Origin of the sequence: Streptomyces sp. NRRL S-646 (assembly GCF_000720765.1) — a bacterium.
In the GTDB taxonomy this organism is placed as follows: Bacteria; Actinomycetota; Actinomycetes; order Streptomycetales; family Streptomycetaceae; genus Streptomyces.
In genome coordinates, this window is record NZ_JODC01000018.1 from 92,422 (window position 1) to 113,208 (window position 20,787).

Below are 20,787 nucleotides of genomic sequence, written 5' to 3' on the forward strand. Positions count from 1 at the left end.
CGGGTCCGCCTCCACCCGCGCGCGTCCGGCGCAACAGCCGGACTACTTGACCTTCGACATCCGAGCCGTGGGCCGCCCCTCCGCCTCACTGTCCGACACGTACTTCAGGTCGTCCCCCACGCGCAGCAACCGCACCGTGTGCGCCACCGGGTTGCACCCCGCGTGGTTGGACTTGGCGCCCACCGACGTCGTGACGAGCTCCTTCTTCGTGACCTTCTTCAGGGTCAGTACGTCGTTGCAGACGCCCCCGAGCTGGTCGGTCTGCCGGACTCGGCCCAGCTCCTGGCCCACGCCGGCCTGATGAACGGTCACCCGGAAGGTGCCCGCGGGCAGGGCGCCGTCGAGGACGAGGCCCTGGCCCTCCCAGGTGCCGAGGTAGCCGGCGGGCACGGCGGTCCCGGTGGGGCTCTCGGCGGCGGTGGAGGCGTCGGTGGGTGAGGCGCTCGAAGTGGCTCCCGGCCCAGGAGAGTAGGCGCCGCTGCCGGAGCCGCCCGCGTCGTTCTCACTGCCGCCCGGCAACAGGTCGAACAGGAACACCGACCCCACCGTCACCGCCGCCAGCGCCCCCGCGACCGCCAGCGCCACCGTGCAGCTCAGCCGCCGCCCGCGCCCGCCGTCCCCCGGCGCGGACGCCGCAGCCACGGACACGGTGAGCCTGCCCGGACGCTGCTCGACGGGGGGCGCGTCCTGTGGCTCGGGCGCGGAGGCGGGAGACGCAGGAACGGCAGAGGAAGAAACGGCAGGGACAGACGCGGAAACCGAAGGGCCGGAGAAAGGCGCAGCCGCCGGCATCACCGGCGCCGGTCCGAACTCCCCCGTCGTCGCGTGCCCGGCCCCTTCCCCACCGGCCGTCACCGCGTCCCCGACCGAAGGGCTGCTGAACCCCACCGGCCCAGAAGGCGCCTCGTCCCCGGCCTCCAGGTTCAGCAGCTTCACGACGCTGCGGCTCACCTGTTCCACCAGCGTCCCCGGCAGCCACCCGCCCGCCACCATGCGCGCCGCCCCGTCGGGAGCCAGCCGCCGTGCCACCTCACCGGGCGTCGGCCGCTGCCCCGGCTCCTTGACCAGGCACGCCTCCACCACCTGCCGCAACTCACCGCTCAGCGAGCCGAGTTCGGGCTCCTCGTGGACGACCTTGTAGAGCAGGGCCGCGGACGAATCCCCGGGGAACGGCGGCTTCCCGGTCGCCGCATACGCCAGCACCGCACCCAGCGAGAAGACGTCGGCCGCACCCGTGGCCCCCTTCCCGAGGATCTGCTCGGGCGACATGTAGCCGGGCGAGCCGATGGACACGCCGGTGGACGTCAGGGACGCCGTACCGTCCGTCGCCCGCGCGATGCCGAAGTCGATCAGGAGCGGGCCGTCGAGCGTCAGCAGCACATTGGAGGGCTTCACGTCCCGGTGCACCAGACCCAGTTTGTGCACCGCCGCCAGCGCCTCCGCGAGCCCCGCGCCCAGCACCCGTACGGAATGCTCCGGCAGCGGGCCGCCGTCCTGGACGGCCCCCGCCAGCGATGGTCCTGCCGCATACGCGGTGGCCACCCAGGGGACGGCCGCCCCGGGGTCCGCGTCGAGCACCGGCGCCGTCCACGCGCCGCCCACCCGCCGCGCTGCCTCCACCTCGCGGCGGAAGCGGGCGCGGAACTCCTCGTCCAGCGCGAAGTGCGGGTGCACGATCTTGACCGCGACCGTGCGGCCCCCGGCACTGCGTCCCAGGTAGACGCGGCCCATCCCGCCGGAGCCGAGCCGGCCGAGCAGCCGGTAGGGCCCCACGACGGTGGGCTCGTCGGCTCCGAGCGACTGCATGGCGTCCACCCCTCCCCCGTATCCCCCGTAACGACGAGAAAAGGGTAGTGCGCCGTTCCCGAACTGCTTACGGCTGCAGCAGATCCACCTTCACGTCCGCCGGGAAGCCGGTCGTCGGACCGATCCGCCGGGCGAACTCGGCGACCGCGGCCAGCTGCGGCCCGCCGAAACGGAAGTCCAGCGTCGTGAAGTACTGCTCCAGGACCCGCTCGTCGAAGGCCTCCCAGCGGGCCGCCTGCTCGGCGACCTTCCCGACCTCTTCCAGCGAGAGGTCGCGGGAGGCGAGGAAGGCCTCGTGGACCTTGCGGGTGATGAACGGCTCGCGCTCCAGATAGTCGCGCCGGGCCGCCCAGACCGCGAAGACGAACGGCAACCCGGTCCACTCCTTCCAGAGCGAGCCGAGGTCGTGCACCTGGAGGCCGAAGCGCGGCCCGTCGAGCAGGTTCGCCCGCAGCGCCGCGTCCCCGATGAGTACGGCCGCCTCGGCCTCCTGCATCATCAGGCTGAGGTCGGGCGGGCAGGTGTAGTAGTCGGGCTGGACGCCGTAGCGGTCGGCCAGCAGCAGCTGAGCGAGGCGGACGGAGGTGCGCGAGGTCGAGCCGAGCGCCACCCGGGCGCCGTCCAGCTCGTCCAGCGGGACCTGCGAGACAATCACGCAGGACATCACCGGGCCGTCGCATCCGACCGCGATGTCAGGGAAGGCGACCAGGTCGTCCGCGTTCTTGAGGAACTCGACCAGGGTGATGGGCCCGATGTCGAGGTCTCCCTGCACCAGCTGCTCGCTGAGCTTCTCCGGGGAGTCCTTGGTCAGCTCGAAGTCGAGGAGCGTGCCCGTTCTCGCGAGCCCCCAGTACAGGGGCAGGCAGTTCAGGAACTGGATGTGGCCGACGCGCGGCCGGGTGCGAGAATTGTCCACATCGCGAGGCTAGACCCTATGAGGTACGGTGCAGCCTTCAGGGTGGTGCGGCGACGTCACCGGTGTCCCGTCAATCCCATTCCAAGCCTTCAAACGTCCGGGTGACGTGATCTTGCCCTCTATTGCTTTCCGCTGCCCGCGTGCTAGGCTCGCCGCAAGTTGCAGTTTGGTTTCCCTTGCAGTACAGAGCCTGCGGAGCATGTAACCGCAGGCTCTCGTCGTTTTCAGACGTATGCAGTTGTGCAGCACTGTTTTCACACTTGCAGGTTCTGGAGCAGGGCAACCCTTTGGGCCCAAGGAGGGCTTATGGCTACCGGAACCGTGAAGTGGTTCAACGCCGAAAAGGGCTTTGGCTTCATCGCCCAGGAAGGTGGCGGCCCGGACGTGTTCGTCCACTACTCCGCCATCAACGCGAGCGGCTTCCGCTCGCTGGAGGAGAACCAGCAGGTCTCCTTCGACGTGACCCAGGGCCCGAAGGGCCCGCAGGCGGAGAACGTCACCCCCGTCTGATTCGGTCTCGGAGCCTGGTGCTTTGATCCGGAACTGAGAGCAGTACCCAAGGAGCCCCGTGCCGCAAGGCAGCGGGGCTCCTGCCTTTGCCCGGGCCCTTCAGACGTGCTGCATGACCAGCACGAACGTCGTTCCGGGCGCCAGCGCCCAGGGTGCTGAACGGCACCCCCAGGGCCACCGCCAGCGCCCACAGCGTCTCCACGCCGCGGTTTCCGCTCCCGCCCTCCAGCTCGACAACGTCGACCTGACGGAGAACGGCGGCTTTGCGGGGTGGGCGCGGCCGGCCGGGGTACTGGTCGGGGCTGTACTGGCGATGGGGGTCCCCGCTCGGGCGCAGCCGACAGTGGGGGAGGAAGGCGCCGTTCGCGGTGGTGGTGCTGCGGGCCCCCGGGGGGGCTGAGCAAGGGTGGCCCAGTAGGAAGGGCGCGAGGGGAGGGCCGAGGGGCTTGGCGCCGGTCGATTGTCAGTGGCGGTCGCTACGGTTTTGACCATGGCCGAGACCCGTGACGAGACCCTGAGCGGCGACGAGAACTCGCCCGAACCCGACTTCCTCACCAGCACCCGGACGTTCTACGACGCCGTGGCCGAGGACTACGCCGCCCGGTTCGAGCGCGAGCTCGCGGACCGGCCGCTGGAGCGGGCGATACTCCAGGTGTTCGCCGAACTCGTTGGCGGCGAGGGGCCGGTGGCCGACCTGGGGTGCGGCCCCGGCCGGACGACGGCCCGTCTCGCCTCGCTCGGTCTGGACGTCTTCGGCCTCGATCTGTCGGAGTCGATGCTGGCGGTCGCCCGTCGGGAGAGCCCTGGGCTGCGTTTCGAGCAGGGCTCGATGCTGGACCTGGACATTCCCGACGGGACGCTGGCCGGGGCACTCTCCTGGTACTCGTCCATCCACACCCCGGTGGAGCAACTGCCCGCCCTGTTCGCCGAGTTCCACAGGGTGCTCGCGCCCGGCGGCCACCTCCTGGTCGGCTTCCAGGCGGGCGACAAGCACCGCCACCACGACCGCCCCTGGGGCCGCCCGGTCTCGCTGACCTTCCGGCGCCGCCAACCGGAGGACATGGTCCGGCTGTTGGCGGACGCGGGCTTCACGCTCCTCTCTCAGACGGTGCGGGAGCCGCAGGAAAGCCTGGAGGAGACGTCCCCGCAGGCCTTCCTCATAGCCCGGAAGCCGGCAGCGGTGGCCTCCTAGAGCGCGCCCGCGATGTCCAGCGCCGCGATGTAGCCGAACGTCATCGCGGGCCCGATCGTCGACCCCGCACCGGCGTAGCTGTGTCCCATCACGGCGGCGCTGGCGTTTCCGGCGGCGTACAGGCCGGGGATCACCGAGCCGTCCGGCCGCAGCACCCGCGCCCGCGCGTCCGTGACCAGGCCGCCCTTCGTCCCGAGATCCCCGGGGACGATGCGGAAGGCGTAGTACGGGGGCAGCCACAGGGGTGCGAGGCAGGAGTTGGGGAGGACGGAGGGGTCCGTGTAGTAGTGGTCGTAGGCGCTGTCGCCGCGGTGGAAGTCGCTGTCGGTCCCCTTCAGAGCAAGGGAGTTGAAACGGTCGACCGTGGCACGCAGGGCCGCGGCGGGAACGCCGACGGAGGCGGCGAGGGCGTCGAGGGTCCAGGCCTTGTACGCCGCCCCCGAGCGGTACCAGTCGTCGGGGAAGGTGAGGGTCGGGGCGACGTCCTTGAACAGGTACCGGTTGCGGTAGTTCTGGTCGACGATCAGCCAGGCGGGGATGTCCGGGTCGGTGGGGTTGCGGTCGTACATGGTGTGGACGACGTCGCTGTAGGGGCCGGCCTCGTTGACGAAGCGGGAGCCCGCCGCGTTGACGAGGAGGCCGCCGGGGAGCGTGCGTTCGGCGAGGCAGAAGTAGGGCTGGCCGGGGAGCGGGATGGCCGGTCCCCACCAGGCGTCGTCCATGAGCTCGAGTGCGGCGCCCAGTTGTCGTCCCGCCCGGATGCCGTCGCCGGTGTTCTCCTTCGCGCCGACCGTCCACTGCGTGCCGATGGGCCGGCGCTGGTACTGGGCGCGCATGGCAGCGTTGTGCTCGAAGCCGCCGGAGCCGACGACGACGGCGCGTCGGGCGCGTACGAGGGCGGGGGCGTCGTCCTTCGTGACCACCGCCCCGGTGACGGCACCGCTCTCGACGAACAGGTCGGTGAGCGGGGTGCCGAGCAGGACGGGGACGCCCACGTCCAGCAGCCCCTTGCGCAACCCGGCGGCCAGCGACTGCCCCATGGTCAGTGGCGTCTGCCCCAGCACCGCCGCCTTGGTGCCGCGCGCCAGGCACTCGGCGGCGACGGCGGCGCCCTTGGCGCTCACGGCGGCGAGGGCGAGCCACTTGTAGTCGGCGCTGAACACGACCATGCCGGGAGGGACCTGCATGTACGGCGGATTGAGATGAGCGAGTTCGGCGCCGAGGAGCTTGCCGTCGAACTGGTCGGGCTCGATGGAGCGGCCGCCCGGCAGACCGCCCGGCAGCTCCGGGTAGTAGTCGCTGTACCCCTCCATCCAGCGGAAGCGGAGCGGGCTGTTGGCCATCACGAAGGAGATCATGTCGGGGCCGTGGGCCAGGAAGGCTTTCTGCCGGGCCACGGGTACGTCCGGGCCGACGACCGCGGCGAGGTAGGCGGTGGCCTTGGCGGGGGTGTCCGGGACACCGGCGGCGAGGATCACGGGGTTGTTGGGAACCCAGATGCCGGCACCGGAACGGGCGGCGGATCCGCCGAAGGTGGGGGCCTTTTCGACGACGACGGTGGTCAGCCCCTGCTTGGCTGCCGCGAGCGCGGCGGTCATGCCGGCCGCTCCGGAGCCGATGACGACGACGTCATAGGTGCCGAGGAGGGGGAGGTCGGCGGCGGTGGCCGTGCGGGTGCCGGGGCCTGCGCCGGCGGCCAGGGCGAGACCGGTGGTGCCCGCGGCACCGAGCACCTGCCTCCGGGTGGGTCGTGCTGTTGGTCTCACAGGTTCCGCGCTCGTGGCCATGGCAGGTCGCTCCAACCGGACGAGGGGTGGGGTGAGTTGCGCAGGTGCGGAGGTGCGGAAGTACGAGGTGGGAATGTGGCGCGGGGGTCTTGGGAAGTCAAGGCCGGAGGCAGAAGCGGTGCGAGGAATTCCGGCGGTCGGCGACGAATGGGATTCCGGAACGACCTTGGAACCGCCCGACAGTGAAGGAAATACCCGATCGAAAGAACCGGATCCCTTATTGCCGCCCTTCGTTCATGACCTGCCTGTCGTCCTCTTCAGGACCCGTCTTCCGCCCGGACCCGGGCCGCGGCCCGGATCGCCTGGACGTAGGGCTCGTCCTCGCGCTGGGTGGCCCGGGAGAGCTCGTCGAAGGGCACGATTGCGGTATGGCCCGGATCCCGGTTGTCCATCCAGGCGGCCCAGGCGTCGTGGACATCGGCCGCGGTGACCTGTTCCCCCTTGGCCCGCATGAGGACGGCGTAGAGAAGGAAGAGATTGTCGGCGTCCGCCGGGGGGCGGGCCTGAGGCGACAGAAGTCCGCGGATCAGGGCGGCGTCCGCGCGCAGATAAGTCACGTGCAGATTATGCCGATGAACAGACCTGCGTGCAATGCCGCAAATACCCAGGGAACTTTCCGTTCGGTCGCCCCCAACTCGGTGTACCTGGTCCACCACGGCCCGCCGGAATTCCCCGTCAGTATCTCCCACTCCTGACTGAAGGCCCGTAGCGGCAGTCGCGGTTCGTCGGCAGTTATGATGTCGAATTTCGCGCGGTTTCCGTGGCGGTGATGCCCAGCGCGCCGATGAATGCGGTCTGAACGGAGAGGAAGAACGCGTTCGCAGCACCGCGTCGGGCGGAGACGCGGTCCGACATCTCGACGGCCATCTTGTAGAGGTCGAGCAGTTCCGGTGCGAGCTCGGACGCTTCCGCACGGGCGGGATCCCCGCCGGGGGCAGCCGGTTCGGACGTCACCAACTCCAGAGGCCCTGGCCGGAGTTGCCTCTAACCTTGGTTCTTCACGACGAAGGGTGATGCGGACATGCCCCTCCCCAGCCTCCTGGCCGTCTTCGCGCACCCCGACGACGAGTCGCTGACGTCCGGCGGTGTGCTCGCCCGGCACGCGGCCTCGGGGGCGCGGACCGCGGTCGTCACCGCCACCTGGGCCGAAGGCACCCGGCGGTCCGGCGAGTTGGCCCAGGCGCTGCGCATCCTCGGGGCGGGGGAACCACGGATGCTCGGGTACGCCGATGCGCGTGTTCCCGAGTCTGCGCCGGGCGCCCCACGCTTCTGCGATGCACCGCTGGACGAGGTGGTGGGGCGGCTGGTCAGGCATGTCCGGGAGTTCCGTCCGGAGATCGTGATCACGCATGACGCGTACGGCAATCTGTCCGGGCATCCGGATCACGTGCACGCGCATCGGGTGACGGTGCTTGCCGTGCAAGCGGCGGGCTGGGGCCGGCTGTATCCGGAAACGGGGGCGGCCTGGGAGTCGGTGGACACCACCCTGGCCCGGTCCGTCGGCTCGAGTGCGGGTCCAAGCCGCGTCGATCGACACGGGCAACGCGATGCGCGACGGCCATCTGCGCTCCGCGGACTTCCTCGACGTCGACGTCCACTCCAAGATCACCTACCGCAGCACCGGCATCAGCCCGGCGGGCGAGGCCCGCTGGACCGTCCACGGCGAACTCGCCCTGCACGGCGTGGCCCGGTCCGTCGATCTGGACCTGTCCTACCTGGGCACCGGACCCGATTCCGTGGGGCGGTGTGCGGGCGTCGTTCCGCGCCACCACCGAACTGCGCCGCGAGGACTTCGCCATGAACTACAACCAGGTCGTCCGGGCGGGCATCGCGGCCATCGGCGCCACCTTGCGCGTGGAACTCGACATCCAGGCCGTCCAGGGCGAACAACTACCGCACCTCGGCTGAAGGCCGGGCCGGACACGGCAGCGTCCGCCACCCGGAGATCCGGGGCGGCGGACGCTGCCGTATGGGGGTCGGTGGGCCCTAGGACTCCTTGTGGCCCAACTGGATGTCGACACCCTCCTGGCTGCCGTTCAGCGTGACCTGGGTGGCCACCGGGGGGTAGCCGCTGGCGATCACGGTGTACTGCTCGCTGGAGAGGTCGGTGAAGGCGTAGCTGCCGTCGAGGCTCGTGGTGCGTGTCCCCACGACATTGCCGGCGGCGTCGATCAGGGAGACCCGGGCGTCGTCCAGCGCACGCCCGTCCGGGGTGCGCACCGTGCCCCGCAGGGTCGCGGCCACGACGAGTTCGATGTCGCAGCGGGCGGTCTCGGCGGTGACCGTGGCCGGTACGGCGGCCGGGCGGTGGCCGGGCGCGCTGACGCTGAGCGTGTAGTCGCCGGGCAGCAGGTCGCCGATGCGGTAACCGCCGTCCGCTGCGGTGGTGGTGGAGGCCGTAACGTCGCCGCGCTGGTCGGTGGCCACCACCAGCGCGCCGGGCAGGACCTCGCCGTCGCCGCCCCGCACCGTGCCGGCCAGTCCGCCCGGGCTGGGCAGGATCACGAGGTCGTGGGAGACCGGTGCGCCGCTCAGGGTCAGCGTGACCACCTGTGGCTGGTAGCCGGGTGCCGAGCCGATCAGGACGAGGCTGCCGCGCTCGGCAGTGTCCACCGCGTACGTGCCGTCCTCGCGGGAGAGGGCTCGGGCCAGTTGGCGGCCCGACGTGTCCAGCAGTGTGATCGCGGTGCGGGGAACGGGGACGCCCGTCCCGTTGCGCACCTGTCCACGGAGGACGGCCGCGTCCGTACGGACGGTGGCCACGGCCACAGGCCCATCCGGGACCGGGGCCTCGACCTGCGCCTCGACCTGCGTCTCGACCTGCTCCGCGGGCGCGCTCGCGTTCCTCTTCGCCCGGAACAGCAGGGCCGTGACGACCGCGGCGAAGGCGAAGAAGCCGGCCGACCACCAGTAGGCGACCTCGTAGCTGTGCAGGGCCGCGTTCGCCTTGACCAGCGGGTCGGACAGATGGTCCTTGGCGTAGTTGGTGGCGGCGGTGGCGGCCAGGGTGTTCAGCAGCGCCGTACTGATCGAACCGCCCACCTGCTGGGTGGTGTTGAGGGCCGCCGAGGCCACGCCCTGGTCGCTCGCCCGGACGCCGAGGGTGGCGTAGCTCATCGCCGCGGGCATCGACATGCCGAGGCCCGCGCCCAGCAGCAGCAGCGGGCCCAGCACATGCGCCGCATAGCTGCTGTCCAGGTCGAGGCGGGTCAGCCAGATCATGCCGCCCAGGGCGAGCAGCATGCCGGTGGGCACGACGATCTTGGGGCCGATCTTCGGCACCAGCCAGTTGGTGGAGATCTGCGCCAGCACCATCAGCGCGCCCACCATCGGCAGGAAGGCCACACCGTTCTTGACCGGCGAATAGCCCAGCGTCGCCTGCAGGTAGTAAGTGAGGAAGAGGAAGACGCCGAACATCCCCGCGGACGAGATGAGGATGGTCGACAGTGCGGCGGCGCGGTCGCGGTCGGCCAGGACGCGCAGCGGCAGCACGGGGTGCTCGGCACGGGTCTGCCAGAGGAAGAACGCCACCAGCAGGACGGCGCCCCCGGCGAGGAAGCCCCAGGTCATCCAGTTGTCCCAGTCGTGCGTCTCCGCGTTGGCGAAGCCGTAGACGATGCCGAACAGTCCGCCGGAGACCAGGACGACACCGAGGATGTCCAGCTTCGGACGCTCGGCCGGGACGGAGCGGCCGATGAAGACGATCGCACCGATCAGCGCCGGAACCGCGATGGCGTCGTTGACGTACAGCGTCCAGCGCCAGTCCAGGTACTCGGTGAGCAGACCGCCGAGGACGAGGCCGACGGCCGCGCCGGAGCCGGCGATGGCACCGAATATGCCGAACGCCCTGGCGCGTTCCTTGGGTTCGGTGAAGGTCGTGGTCAGCAAGGACAGCGCGGCCGGCGCGAGCAGCGCGCCGAACAGGCCCTGCACCGCGCGCGCGACGACCAGCATGGTGAAGCCGTTGGCCGCGCCGCCGACCGCGGAGGCGGCGGCGAAGCCGACGATGCCCACGATGAAGGTGGTCTTGCGGCCGAAGAGGTCGGCGAGCCGGCCGCCGAGCAGCAGCAGACTGCCGAAGGCCAGGGAGTAGGCGGTGACGATCCACTGCCTGCCGTTGTTGTCGAAGCCCAGGTCCTGCTGGGCCGACGGCAGCGCGATGTTCACGATGGTGGCGTCGAGGACGACCATGAGCTGGGCGAGGCCGATGACGGCCAGCGCCCACCAGCGGTGCTTCGACGGAGCCTGGGTGGGGCCGGGCGGCCCGGCCTGGGCGGTGGCGGCGGCCGGGATGACTTCCACGGTGGTGCTCCCGTCATGGGGTTCGGATTGATCGGACCACCCGAATCGGTCCGAAACCGTTTCGTACACCTAACGTAGGCACTCGCACAGCGAAACTCAAACGTTTCGATGCGCCACCGCCCCAAGTGTGGGATGGCTCACAGTGCGAGGGTGGGCAAGCGGGGGCTCACCGCTCGTACAGTCCCTCCACCTCCGCCGCGAAGTCCCGCATCACCGCTTCCCTGCGGAGCTTCATCGACGGGGTCAGGTGGCCCTCCTCCTCCGTGAAGTCCCGGGGGACGATGGCGAAGCGGCGGATGGATTCCGGGCGGGAGACCAGCTTGTTCGCCTCGTCGACCGCACGCTGCAGGATCGCCCTCAACTCGTCGTCCTCGACGAGGAGTTCCGCGGGGACGGGGTGCCGGCCGTTCATCCGGCGCCAGTGGCTGACGCCTTCCATGTCGAGGGTGATCAGTGCGGCGATGTACGGGCGGCGGTCGCCGACGACCATGCACTGGGAGATCAGGGGGTGCGAGCGGAGCCAGTTCTCCAGGGGTGCCGGCGCGGTGTTCTTGCCGCCCGCCGTGATCAGGATCTCCTTCTTGCGGCCGGTGATCGTGAGGTAGCCCTCGTCGTCGAGGCGGCCGATGTCGCCCGTCGGGAACCAGCCGTCCGTGGAGGAGGGGATCAGTCCGCCGCCCTGCGGGTCCCAGTAGCCACGGAAGACCTGCCCGCCCTGGAGGAGGATCTCGCCGTCGGCCGCGATGCGGACCTTCGTGCCGGGCATGGGCCAGCCGACCGTGCCCAGGCGGGGTTTGAGGGGCGGGGTGACGGTGGCGGCGCCGGTGGACTCGGTGAGGCCGTACCCCTCGTAGATCTCCATGCCGGCGCCCGCGTAGAAGGCTGCCAGGCGGCGGCCGAGCGGGGAGCCGCCGGAGATGATGTGCCGGATGCGACCGCCCATGGCATTGCGGATGCGGCGGTAGACGAGCGGGTCGTAGAAGGCGCGGGACGCCTTGAGGGCGGCGCCCGGGCCGGAGCCGGTGCCGGCGTGGCGGGCCTCCATCGCCTCGCCGTAGCGGACGGCCACGCTCGCCGCCCGGTCGAAGGCGGAGACCCGGCCGCCGACCTCCGCCTTGGCGCGGGCGTTGTTGTAGACCTTCTCCAGCATGTACGGGATGCACAGGAGGAAGGTCGGCCGGAAGGTGCCCAGGTCGGCCAGGAGGTCGTCCGCCTGCAGGCTCGCGGCGTGGCCCACGCGGACCCGGGCGCGGATGCAGGCGATCGCCACCATGCGGCCGAAGACGTGCGACATGGGCAGGAAGAGGAGCGTGGCCGGGTCTTCCGACTTCGACTTGAAGATGGGGTAGAGGAGTTCGGTCGCGTTGTCGACCTCGGCGAGGAAATTGCCGTGCGTGAGCACGCAGCCCTTGGGGCGGCCGGTGGTGCCGGAGGTGTAGATGACCGTGGCGAGCGTGTCGGGGACCAGCATCCCGCGGCGTACGGCGACTTCCTGGTCGGGGACGGGCGCGCCGAGTTCGGCCAGCCGCTCCAGGTGCCCCTTCTCCACGATCCACATGTGCCGCAGGTCGGGCAGACGGCTGAGCTCCGGGCCGAGGGCCGACGCCTGGCCGACGGTCTCCGTCACCAGGGCGACCGCGCCGGAGTCCTGGAGGATCCATCGGAGTTGGTAGACGGAGGAGGTGGGGTAGATCGGGACGGTCACGAGGCCGGCGGCCCATGCGGCGAAGTCGAGGAGCGTCCACTCGTAGATCGTCCGCGCCATGATGGCGATACGGTCGCCGGCGACCAGCCCTTCCGAGATCAGGCCCTTGGCCAGGGCCAGGACCTGCTCCGCGAACTCCACCGCCGTCACGTCCGCCCAGTCCCCGTCCTCCGTACGGCGGCTGAGGACACGGGCGTCGGGTGCCGCCTCCGCGTTGTCGAACGGCAGGTCGGCGAGCGAGCCATGGGTGGGCGGCGGGACGAGCGGAGGGACCGACGCCTCGCGCACTTCGCCGTCCAGCCGCCGTATCTCGGGCTCCACCAACTGGGGCACGCCGTCGTAGTCGGACGCGGACGGATAAGGCACGGGCACGGACATGGCAGCTCCTGGGGCGTGCAGCTCGGTACCGCTCTGCTGTGAGGTACGTGCAGCGCGTACCGGGACGTTCACCAGCGGTGTGCGCGGGAGAGTTACCGCGGGTTACGCGATCGTACGTGTCCAGCGTGAGGAGTTCGTGCGGTTTCGGGAAGGGTCCGGAGCCGGGCCTGTGTCAACCTCTGCCGACAAGTTGAGCTGCCGTCAGGCGTCAGCTGCTCCGGGCCGCCGGACCATGGGGTCGTAGAGCTGCTCGATCTGCGCCGCGAACTCCCCGGCGATCGCTTCCCTCTTCAGCTTCATCGACGGGGTCAGATGCCCCGCCTCCTCCGTGAAGTCGACCGGGAGGATCGTGAAGCGGCGGATCGACTCCGGGCGGGAGACCAGTTTGTTCGCCTCGTTCACCGCGCGCTGCAGGACCTGCCTCAACTCGTCGTCGTCCAGGAGCAGTTGGGCCGGGACGGGGTACTTTCCGCGCATCCGGCGCCAGTGGCTGACGCCCTCCATGTCCAGGGTGATCAGCGCGCCGACGTAGGGCCGGGCGTCGCCGACGACCATGACCTGGGAGATCAGGGGGTGGGCGCGGAGCCAGTTCTCCAGCGGGGCCGGGGCGACGCTCTTGCCGCCCGCCGTGATCAGCAGTTCCTTCTTCCGGCCCGTGATGTAGAGGTAGCCCTCCTCGTCCAGCCGCCCGATGTCGCCGGTGGCCAGCCAGCCGTCGACGGTCGCCGGGACGACACCGCCCGCGTTCGGGTCCCAGTAGCCGCGCAGGACGTGGTCCCCGGCCAGCAGGATCTCGCCGTCGGCGGCGATCCGGACCTTCGTACCCGGTATGGGCCAACCCACCGTGCCCAGGCGGGGCTTGAGCGGCGGGGTCACGGTGGACGCGCCGGTCACCTCCGTGAGGCCGTAGCCCTCGTAGATCTCGATGCCCGCCCCGGCGTAGAACGCGGCCAGCCGGCGGCCCAGCGGGGAGCCGCCGCAGATCATGTAGCGGACCCTGCCACCCATGGCGTTGCGGATACGCCGGTAAACAAGCGGGTCGTAGAAAGTGCGGGCGGCCTTCAGTGCGGCGCTCGGGCCGGGTCCCGTGCCGGAGTGACGGGCCTCCGTCGCCTCCCCGTACCGGCGGGCCACGCCCGCCGCGCGGTCGAAGGAGGTGGCCCGGCCGCCGGTCTCGGCCTTCGCGCGGGCCACGTTGAACACCTTCTCCAGCATGTACGGGATGGCGACGAGGCAGGTCGGGCGGAAGCTCGCCAGGTCGGGGAGGAGATCCTCCGACTTCAGGCTCGGCGCGTGGCCCAGCCGTACCCGGGCCCGTATGCAGGCGACCGCCACCATGCGGCCGAAGATGTGCGACATGGGGAGGAAGTGCAGGATGGACGCCTCTTCGCTGGTTCGCGAGCGGAACACCGGGTAGAGGAGCTCGATGGCGTTGTCGACCTCGGCGAAGAAGTTGCCGTGGCTGATGGCGCAGCCCTTGGGGCGGCCGGTGGTGCCCGAGGTGTAGACGACGGTGGCGAGCGTGTCGGGGCTCAACATCCCGCGCCGTACGGCCACTTCCTGGTCCGGCACCTGGCCGCCCTGCTCCGCCAGCCGCTCCACATGGCCCTTCTCGATGACCCACAGGTGCCGCAGGTCCGGCACCCGGTCGAGTTCCGGGCCGAGGGCCGCCGCCTGGGCGGAGGTCTCCGTGACGAGTGCGACCGCGCCGGAGTCCTGGAGGATCCACCGGCTCTGGAAGGCCGAGGAGGTGGGGTAGATCGGGACGGTGACCAGGCCGGCGGCCCACGCGGCGAAGTCGAGGAGCGTCCACTCGTAGATCGTCCGCGCCATGACGCCGATCCGGTCCCCCGGTACCAGCCCCTCGGCGATCAGTCCTTTCGCCACCGCCAGCACCTCGTCGGCGAACCGGGCCGCCGTCACGTCCGTCCACCGGCCCGACTCGGTGCGGCGGCTGAGCACCTTGTCGTCCGGGGCGATGCGTGCGTTGTCGAAGGGCAGGTCGGCGAGCGAGCCGTAGGTCACCGGCGGGACGAAGGGCGGCACGGACACCTCGCGCACCTCCCCGTCAAGGCGCCGGATCACGGGCTCCACGAGCACCGGCGTGCCCTCGTACGTCGTCGAGTGGACGGCGGCGGGCGCGGACGGCTGCGAGGTGGACACGGGCGACTCCAGACGTTCACCAGAGTTGCCCTGCGGGGGAGTTGCCGCAGGTCAGGGGAGGAGATCGTACGGCGCGGCCGTGATGAGCCGGTGTGGGTTCCAAGGTGGTCCGGCGGCGGGGATGCGTCGGGGATGTGCAAGCTCGTCGCTTTTCTGGCCGATAGAGCGCCGCCGGACGGTATGGTGAACATTTTTCATCTTCTGCCCCTCCCCCACCTGCCCTTACCTCGGGTAACCTGACTCTGGAGTAAGCACAGCGCCCGTGGGGAGTTTCGGAATGTCGATGCCCGTCGTCCTGCCCGGTACCCCCGCCCTCGCGCCCCTGCTCGCCCGTGGCGCCCTGCTGTCCCCCTTCAAACGCCCGCGCCCGAACGCCGACTTCCCCCGAAGCCGGCTCGTCCTGCCCGGACTGCGCATCGACCTCGCGCGACTCGCGGCGTACGAGCGGGTGTGCGGCTTCGCGACCGGCGACGACGCACTGCCGGCGACCTATCCGCATGTACTGGGCTTCCCGCTGGCCATGCGGCTGATGAGCGGACGGGGCTTCCCGCTGCCGCTGCTCGGCCTCGTCCACACCTCGATCGAGATCACGCAGCGGCGCGCGCCCGCGGCGACCGGCGAGTACGAACTCGCCGTGTACGTCGGCGGGTTGGTGCCGCATCGACGCGGCACCGAGGCCTCGGTGATCACCGAGATGCGGGCCGACGGGGACGTCGTATGGGAGTCGCGGAGCACCTATCTGGCGCGGCACCGGACGCAGCATTCCGGTGAGACGCCCAGGGACGACCGGGAACAGCTGCCCGCCGTGACCGAGTGGAGGCTGGCCGCCGACGTCGGGCGGCGGTACGGCGCCGCGTCCGGCGACCGCAACCCCATCCACCTGCACCCGCTCACCGCCCGCCTCTTCGGCTTCCCCCGCGCCATCGCGCACGGCATGTGGACGGTGGCCCGCTGCCTCGCCGCGCACGGGGTACCCGAACGCGCCCGGGTGAAGGCGCAGTTCAGGGCGCCGGTGCTGCTGCCGGGGACGGTGATGTATGCGGCCGACGGGGAGCGGTTCGAGCTGCGCGGGAGCGGGGGCCGCGTCCATGTGAGCGGAACTGTCGGCGGCCTCGGGGCGGCTGACGCCGCGTCATGAATCCGGGGTGTGCGGCGGCGACCAGGGCCGCCCGTCCATGAGGTTGCCCAGGCCCGCCCAGGCGAAGTTCATCAGGGTGGCCGCCGCCTGGCGGGCCGTGGTGCCGGGGGTGGCGTTGGCCCAGGCGGCGAGGGACTCGGCGGCGCCGACCAGGGCCTCGGCGAGCCCGGCGACCTCCCGCTCGGGGAGGTGCGGATTGCGGTGCGCCTCCCTGGCCGCGACGACGATGAGCTGCGTCACGAACGCGACGATCTCCTCGCGCATCGCGGTGACCTCGGCCGCGAAGGGTTCGCGGGTACGGGCCTGAAGGTGCAGCACCGCCCAGCCGTCCGGGTTCTGCGCGGTGTGCGTGAAGAACGCCCGCAGCCCTTCCCAGAGCTGGCGGTCGGCGGGCAGGTCGGGCACGACCCCGGTCCGCACCGCCTCGACGAGCGCCGTCGCCTCCCGGCGGATACAGGCCGTGAACAGGTCTTCCTTGGAATTCAGGTACAGGTACACCAACGGCTTGGACACGCCCGCCAGTTCGGCGATCTCGTCCATCGACGCGGCCATGTACCCACGCTGCCCGAAGGTCCGCACGGCGGCGTCCATCATCTGCTGCTCACGGACCGCCCGCGGCATCCGCTTGGTCTTCACGGCACCCATGGGGCAAGGGTAATTGGGAGCGGGCGCCCGCAACCCCGTCAGGAAGCCTGGGGTGCCTGGCCCTGGGAGCGGCTCGCGTCGTCCGCGTCGTCCTCCTGGGCGGCGTTCGCCGCGAAGCCGGCCTTCATCCGGTCGACCCGCTCGACGACCTTCACGGAGGCACGGTCGCGCTCCTTGCGCAGAACGACGAAGCTGATGGGGGCGGAGACCACCAGCGCCAGCAGGACGAGCCACATGAAGTTGGAGCCGCCGTAGCCGCGCGGGACGATGCCGGAGTAGACGAGGCCCCAGACGACCAAGAAGCAGCCCGCGAAGATCCCGAGGCGCATCAGCGTGTAGCGGAGCATCTCAATCCACTCTTCCGTCAACGGTACGAACATTGCCAAAGGGCACCGTCCAGTGAAGCACGCCCGGGACCCGATCTTGCAGGGGGGTGGGCGGGCTCTCAGCCCAGCGGCAGCAGCATGAAGACGTCGTCGCGGTAGTCGTCCGGGGCGACGCGGATGGCGCCGGGGACCCGTCCGACCTCCTTGTAGCCGCAGGAGCCGTAGAACCGCTCCAGGCCGTTCCCGCCGCGGCAGGTGAGTCGGATCGCGTCGATGCCGTCGAAGCCGCGGGCCGCGTCCTCGGCGGCGGCGAGGAGGTCCCGGCCGTACCCCTTGCCCTGGTGGCGGGGGTGCACCATCACCGTGTACAGCCATACCCAGTGCGTCATCAGCCGGTGGGTGTTGAAGCCGAAGAAGGCGGTCGCCGCGACCGTCCCGGACTCGTCCAGGCCGGCCAGCAGCCGGGTCCGCCCCTCCGCCATGGCGACGAAGTGCTTCACGAGCTCCGGCCGTATGTCCCCGGCAGTGACCGGCGGTACGAAGCCGACCGAGCCGCCCGCGTTCGAGACGTCGGCCCACAGGTCGAGGATCCCGTCGCGCAGGGCGGGAGTGACGGCGGGGTCGAGGGTGAAGGTAAGGGACACCGGGCAATGGTACGCATTACGACAGTGCCCTCGCCGCCACCTCCAGATCCGAGACGAGGCCCCGGTAGGCCGCCTCCCTGTCGTCCGCCCGCAGCACGGCCGAGGGGTGCACGGTCGGCACGAGTCGCTCCCGCCTGCCGTGGATCTCCTCCTCCAGGACCGTCCCGCGCACCTGCGTGACCCGGAACGAGGAGCCCAGCAGCGCCTTCCCGGCGGTCGCCCCCAGCACCACGATCAGCTCGGGTTCGACCACGGCCGGCTCGGCGGCCAGCCACGGTCCGCAGGCCGTCATCTCCCGCAGGCTGGGCGCCTTGTGGATACGGCGCTTGCGGGGTTCGGCCTGCGTGAACTTGAAGTGCTTCACGGCGTTGGTGACGTACGCGTCCGCGGGGTCCAGGCCGGCCTCGGCGAGAGCCCGGTCGAGCAGCTTGCCCGCCGGCCCCACAAAGGGCTTCCCCTGACGGTCCTCCTGGTCCCCGGGCTGCTCACCGACGAGCATCACGCGCGCGTGCGCGGCGCCCGCGCCGAACACGGTTTGCGTGGCGTCCCGGTGCAAGGGGCACCCCTTGCACTCAGCCGCCGCCCTGCGCAGGGCCGGGAGCCCGCCGCGCCCGGGAAGGAAGGGCTCGGCGGTATAGGCATCCTCGGGAGCCTTCGCAACCATGCGCCCCGGGTACCCCCCTCAGGGGCGCGGGACCGCATCTTTTTGTGGCTCCGCCGCGGGGCGCGACCAGCCCCCACACACCCGCAGACGAAGTACAAGCCCTCAAACCCGCATGGGCTGCGGCGACTCCCGACGAGCCGGATCGGGACCGTCGTACTCCCGAATGATCTCGTACCGAGTGTTCCGCTCCACCGGACGGAACCCGGCATCCCGGATGAGGTCCAGCAGGTCCTCGCGAGTCAGCTTGTTCGGCGTGCCGTAGTTGTCGGCGTCATGCGTGATCTTGTACTCGACGACCGAGCCGTCCATGTCGTCCGCGCCGTGCTGGAGGGCGAGCTGCGCGGTCTGGACGCCGTGCATGACCCAGAAGACCTTGACGTGCGGGACGTTGTCGAACAGCAGCCGGGAGACCGCGAAGGTCTTCAGTGCCTCCGCGCCGGTCGCCATCTGAGTACGGGCCTGGAGCCGGTTGCGTACCTTGCCGTCCTTCATGTCCACGAAGTCGTGCTGGTAGCGCAGCGGGATGAAGACCTGGAAGCCGCCGGTCTCGTCCTGGAGCTCGCGCAGGCGCAGCACGTGGTCGACGCGGTGCCGCGGCTCCTCGATGTGGCCGTACAGCATGGTGCACGGGGTCTTCAGACCCTTCTCGTGCGCCAGGCGGTGGATGCGCGACCAGTCCTCCCAGTGGGTGCGGTGGTCGACGATGTGCTGCCGGACCTCCCAGTCGAAGATCTCCGCGCCGCCGCCGGTGAGGGACTCCAGGCCCGCGTCGATCAGCTCGTCCAGGATCTCGCTCGCGCTCAGCCCGGAGATCGTCTCGAAGTGGTGGATCTCCGTCGCCGTGAACGCCTTCAGGGAGACGTTCGGCAGGGCGGCCTTGAGCTCCCGCAGGGAACGCGGGTAGTAGCGCCACGGCAGGTTCGGGTGCAGCCCGTTGACGATGTGCAGCTCGGTGAGGTTCTCGCCCTCCATCGCCTTGGCGAGCTTCACCGCCTCCTCGATGCGCATCGTGTACGCGTCCTTCTCGCCCGGCTTGCGCTGGAAGGAGCAGTAGGCGCAGGAGGCGGTGCAGACATTGGTCATGTTGAGGTGCCGGTTGACGTTGAAATGAACCACGTCACCGTTCTTGCGCGTGCGCACCTCGTGGGCGAGGCCGCCGAGCCACGCCAGGTCGTCCGACTCGTACAGCGCGATGCCGTCCTCGCGGGTCAGCCGTTCACCGGCCCTGACCTTGTCCTCCAGCTCGCGCTTGAGCCCGACGTCCATGCCCACACCTTTCTCCGACGACACCGACGATGTCTTCGACGACTTCGACAACCGTACGGCTAGACCTCTTCGGGCAGTTCCCCGACCCGGTTCTCCCACTTCGTGGAGAGCACGATCGTCGTACGGGTGCGGGAGACGCCCTTGGTGCCGCTGAGCCGCCGGATGATCTTCTCCAGGCCGTCCACGTCGTTCGCCCGCACCTTGAGCATGTACGAGTCGTCGCCGGCGATGAACCAGCAGTCCTCGATCTCGCTGAGCTCCTTCATACGCTGGGCCACGTCCTCGTGGTCGGCGGCGTCGGACAGCGAGATGCCGATGAGGGCGGTGACGCCGAGGCCCAGCGAGGCGGCGTCCACGGTGGCGCGGTACCCGGTGATGACGCCGGCCGCCTCCAGCCGGTTGATGCGGTCGGTGACGCTGGGTCCCGACAGGCCGACGAGGCGCCCCAGCTCCGCGTACGAGGCCCGGCCGTTCTCCCTCAGGGCCTGGATGAGCTGCCTGTCCACCGCGTCCATGCGATTCGATGCCTTCCGCTGAAATATCCCGAGTTGATGAGAGGTACTGCCATGTGCCCTACTGGCCGGCACTCCCGCCGCCCAGTTCGCCCGTCCAACGCCGGTACAGACCGTGCTCGACGCCCGCCGCGTCCAGCACCCGCCCGGCGACGAAGTCCACCAGGTCCTGGATATGGGTGGCACCCGCGTAGAAGGCAGGCGAGGCGGGCACCACGGTCGCGCCCGCGTCGTCGAGCGCCACCAGGTGCCGCAGGGTCTGGCCGTTCAAGGGGGTCTCCCGTACGGCCACGACCAGCGGGCGGCGCTCCTTGAGGGTGACGCTCGCCGCGCGCTGGAGCAGGTCCTTGGACAGCCCGAGGGCGACACCGGCCACGGAGGCGGTGGAGGCGGGCACGATCAGCATGCCCTTGCTCGGATACGAGCCCGAGGACGGCCCGGCGGCCAGGTCCCCGGCGGGCCAGTACCGCACCCCGTCGATGTCCGCGTCGTAGATTCCGGGCTTCCCGTCGGCTCCCCGCCCGAGCCATTCCCGCAGGTCCGCCTGCCAGTGCGCGTCGCGGAACGAGATCCCCGTCTCGTCCAGCAGCGTGAGCCGCGAGGCCCGGCTGACGACCAGGTCCACGCTCTCGCCGGCCTCCAGGAGTGCGCGCAGCACCGACGCGGCATAAGGCGTGCCGGAGGCGCCGGACACCCCTACGATCCAAGGTGTACGCGCCGTCTCTCCTGGCTTGGCTGGGTTCACAACACCGAGCCTATCCGGCCTCGCAGGGTGGGAACCGGTCGAGGGGGCTCGGGCGTTCTCCGGGCGGGGACGAGTGAGCAGTGGGGGT

The 20,787-nt window shown here is 70.6% G+C and carries 17 protein-coding genes and 4 pseudogenes; 6 read left to right on the forward strand and 15 right to left on the reverse strand.

The window, feature by feature from the left end; genetic code table 11:
• Positions 1 to 42: 42 nt before the first annotated feature.
• Together IH68_RS0138930 and IH68_RS0138935 are read right to left on the reverse strand one after the other, a co-directional pair.
• Positions 43 to 1,806 (reverse strand): serine/threonine-protein kinase, encoded by a 1,764-nt coding sequence (locus tag IH68_RS0138930; RefSeq protein WP_030945365.1) that lies wholly within the window; start codon positions 1,804 to 1,806, stop codon positions 43 to 45.
• 67 nt (positions 1,807 to 1,873) lie between these two features.
• Positions 1,874 to 2,722 (reverse strand): menaquinone biosynthetic enzyme MqnA/MqnD family protein, encoded by an 849-nt coding sequence (locus tag IH68_RS0138935; protein WP_030945368.1) that lies wholly within the window; start codon positions 2,720 to 2,722, stop codon positions 1,874 to 1,876.
• 306 nt (positions 2,723 to 3,028) lie between these two features.
• Here IH68_RS0138935 and IH68_RS0138940 point away from each other — a divergent pair, with 306 nt between their 5' ends.
• The 3 genes and pseudogenes from IH68_RS0138940 (at position 3,029) to IH68_RS0138945 (ending at position 4,424) form a co-directional block, all read left to right on the forward strand.
• Entirely contained in the window at positions 3,029 to 3,232 is a 204-nt protein-coding gene (locus IH68_RS0138940) for a cold-shock protein (protein ID WP_003992177.1), read from the forward strand.
• A gap of 244 nt (positions 3,233 to 3,476) precedes the next feature.
• A pseudogene (locus IH68_RS58600) lies at positions 3,477 to 3,720 on the forward strand (hypothetical protein); the annotation flags it as partial.
• Between the two features lie 2 nt (positions 3,721 to 3,722).
• Positions 3,723 to 4,424, forward strand: a complete 702-nt coding sequence (locus IH68_RS0138945) for a class I SAM-dependent DNA methyltransferase (RefSeq protein WP_051833963.1) — start codon at positions 3,723 to 3,725, stop codon at positions 4,422 to 4,424.
• Here IH68_RS0138945 and kstD read toward each other — a convergent pair.
• From kstD to IH68_RS59965, 3 genes and pseudogenes are all read right to left on the reverse strand, one after another.
• Entirely contained in the window at positions 4,421 to 6,211 is a 1,791-nt protein-coding gene (kstD, locus tag IH68_RS0138950) for a 3-oxosteroid 1-dehydrogenase (RefSeq protein WP_051833964.1), read from the reverse strand. The two genes, IH68_RS0138945 and kstD, sit on opposite strands and share 4 nt — an antisense overlap.
• 257 nt (positions 6,212 to 6,468) lie before the next feature.
• Positions 6,469 to 6,768, reverse strand: a complete 300-nt coding sequence (locus IH68_RS0138955; protein WP_030945377.1) for a DUF7701 domain-containing protein — start codon at positions 6,766 to 6,768, stop codon at positions 6,469 to 6,471.
• A pseudogene (locus IH68_RS59965) lies at positions 6,765 to 7,078 on the reverse strand (RipA family octameric membrane protein). The gene IH68_RS0138955 and the pseudogene IH68_RS59965 overlap by 4 nt, the downstream one beginning before the upstream one ends.
• A 154-nt stretch (positions 7,079 to 7,232) precedes the next feature.
• Between IH68_RS59965 and IH68_RS54150 the strand changes: the two are divergent.
• Both IH68_RS54150 and IH68_RS50680 read left to right on the forward strand, forming a co-directional pair.
• Positions 7,233 to 7,682: pseudogene (locus tag IH68_RS54150) on the forward strand (PIG-L deacetylase family protein); the annotation flags it as partial.
• Between the two features lie 43 nt (positions 7,683 to 7,725).
• A pseudogene (locus tag IH68_RS50680) lies at positions 7,726 to 8,119 on the forward strand (YceI family protein); the annotation flags it as partial.
• Positions 8,120 to 8,197: 78 nt separating this feature from the next.
• Here the strand turns inward: IH68_RS50680 and IH68_RS0138970 are convergent.
• The 3 genes from IH68_RS0138970 to IH68_RS0138980 form a co-directional block, all read right to left on the reverse strand.
• Positions 8,198 to 10,513 (reverse strand): MFS transporter, encoded by a 2,316-nt coding sequence (locus IH68_RS0138970; RefSeq protein ID WP_030945383.1) that lies wholly within the window; start codon positions 10,511 to 10,513, stop codon positions 8,198 to 8,200.
• 166 nt (positions 10,514 to 10,679) lie between these two features.
• Positions 10,680 to 12,596 carry an AMP-dependent synthetase/ligase gene (locus IH68_RS0138975; RefSeq protein WP_030945386.1) on the reverse strand — a complete coding sequence of 639 codons (1,917 nt, stop codon included), beginning with the start codon at positions 12,594 to 12,596 and terminating at the stop codon, positions 10,680 to 10,682.
• A gap of 201 nt (positions 12,597 to 12,797) precedes the next feature.
• On the reverse strand, positions 12,798 to 14,759 hold the full coding sequence (locus IH68_RS0138980) for an AMP-dependent synthetase/ligase (protein ID WP_030945388.1): 1,962 nt from the start codon (positions 14,757 to 14,759) through the stop codon (positions 12,798 to 12,800).
• Positions 14,760 to 15,042: 283 nt separating this feature from the next.
• Between IH68_RS0138980 and IH68_RS0138985 the strand changes: the two genes are divergently transcribed.
• Positions 15,043 to 15,897 (forward strand): MaoC family dehydratase, encoded by an 855-nt coding sequence (locus IH68_RS0138985; protein WP_078912813.1) that lies wholly within the window; start codon positions 15,043 to 15,045, stop codon positions 15,895 to 15,897.
• On the opposite strand, the gene IH68_RS0138990 is transcribed toward IH68_RS0138985, so the two are convergent.
• From IH68_RS0138990 to IH68_RS0139020, 7 genes are all read right to left on the reverse strand, one after another.
• Positions 15,892 to 16,542, reverse strand: coding sequence for a TetR/AcrR family transcriptional regulator (locus IH68_RS0138990; protein WP_030945392.1), 651 nt, complete (start codon positions 16,540 to 16,542; stop codon positions 15,892 to 15,894). The two genes, IH68_RS0138985 and IH68_RS0138990, sit on opposite strands and share 6 nt — an antisense overlap.
• A gap of 38 nt (positions 16,543 to 16,580) precedes the next feature.
• Positions 16,581 to 16,889 carry a DUF4229 domain-containing protein gene (locus tag IH68_RS0138995; RefSeq protein WP_030945394.1) on the reverse strand — a complete coding sequence of 103 codons (309 nt, stop codon included), beginning with the start codon at positions 16,887 to 16,889 and terminating at the stop codon, positions 16,581 to 16,583.
• 98 nt (positions 16,890 to 16,987) lie between these two features.
• Positions 16,988 to 17,512 carry a GNAT family N-acetyltransferase gene (locus IH68_RS0139000; protein ID WP_030945396.1) on the reverse strand — a complete coding sequence of 175 codons (525 nt, stop codon included), beginning with the start codon at positions 17,510 to 17,512 and terminating at the stop codon, positions 16,988 to 16,990.
• 16 nt (positions 17,513 to 17,528) lie between these two features.
• Positions 17,529 to 18,176: a UdgX family uracil-DNA binding protein gene (locus IH68_RS0139005; protein ID WP_030945399.1), complete on the reverse strand. Its 648-nt coding sequence runs from the start codon at positions 18,174 to 18,176 to the stop codon at positions 17,529 to 17,531.
• 102 nt (positions 18,177 to 18,278) lie between these two features.
• Positions 18,279 to 19,442 (reverse strand): aminofutalosine synthase MqnE, encoded by a 1,164-nt coding sequence (gene mqnE, locus IH68_RS0139010; protein ID WP_030945402.1) that lies wholly within the window; start codon positions 19,440 to 19,442, stop codon positions 18,279 to 18,281.
• Positions 19,443 to 19,501: 59 nt separating this feature from the next.
• On the reverse strand, positions 19,502 to 19,957 hold the full coding sequence (locus tag IH68_RS0139015; protein WP_030945405.1) for an Lrp/AsnC family transcriptional regulator: 456 nt from the start codon (positions 19,955 to 19,957) through the stop codon (positions 19,502 to 19,504).
• Between the two features lie 58 nt (positions 19,958 to 20,015).
• Positions 20,016 to 20,699: a UbiX family flavin prenyltransferase gene (locus tag IH68_RS0139020; protein WP_051833965.1), complete on the reverse strand. Its 684-nt coding sequence runs from the start codon at positions 20,697 to 20,699 to the stop codon at positions 20,016 to 20,018.
• Between the last annotated feature and the right edge of the window lie 88 nt (positions 20,700 to 20,787).

Excerpts from the sequence above, each read along its gene's own strand:
- mqnE (WP_030945402.1), bottom strand. The coding sequence starts at position 19,442 with ATGGACGTCGGGCTCAAGCGCGAGCTGGAGGACAAGGTCAGGGCCGGT.
- IH68_RS0139015 (WP_030945405.1), bottom strand. The coding sequence starts at position 19,957 with ATGGACGCGGTGGACAGGCAGCTCATCCAGGCCCTGAGGGAGAACGGC.
- IH68_RS0138930 (WP_030945365.1), bottom strand. The coding sequence starts at position 1,806 with ATGCAGTCGCTCGGAGCCGACGAGCCCACCGTCGTGGGGCCCTACCGG.
- IH68_RS0138975 (WP_030945386.1), bottom strand. The coding sequence starts at position 12,596 with ATGTCCGTGCCCGTGCCTTATCCGTCCGCGTCCGACTACGACGGCGTG.
- IH68_RS0138945 (WP_051833963.1), top strand. The coding sequence starts at position 3,723 with ATGGCCGAGACCCGTGACGAGACCCTGAGCGGCGACGAGAACTCGCCC.
- IH68_RS0138990 (WP_030945392.1), bottom strand. The coding sequence starts at position 16,542 with ATGGGTGCCGTGAAGACCAAGCGGATGCCGCGGGCGGTCCGTGAGCAG.
- IH68_RS0138995 (WP_030945394.1), bottom strand. The coding sequence starts at position 16,889 with ATGCTCCGCTACACGCTGATGCGCCTCGGGATCTTCGCGGGCTGCTTC.
- IH68_RS0138985 (WP_078912813.1), top strand. The coding sequence starts at position 15,043 with ATGCCCGTCGTCCTGCCCGGTACCCCCGCCCTCGCGCCCCTGCTCGCC.
- kstD (WP_051833964.1), bottom strand. The coding sequence starts at position 6,211 with ATGGCCACGAGCGCGGAACCTGTGAGACCAACAGCACGACCCACCCGG.
- IH68_RS0139005 (WP_030945399.1), bottom strand. The coding sequence starts at position 18,176 with ATGGTTGCGAAGGCTCCCGAGGATGCCTATACCGCCGAGCCCTTCCTT.
- IH68_RS0138940 (WP_003992177.1), top strand. The coding sequence starts at position 3,029 with ATGGCTACCGGAACCGTGAAGTGGTTCAACGCCGAAAAGGGCTTTGGC.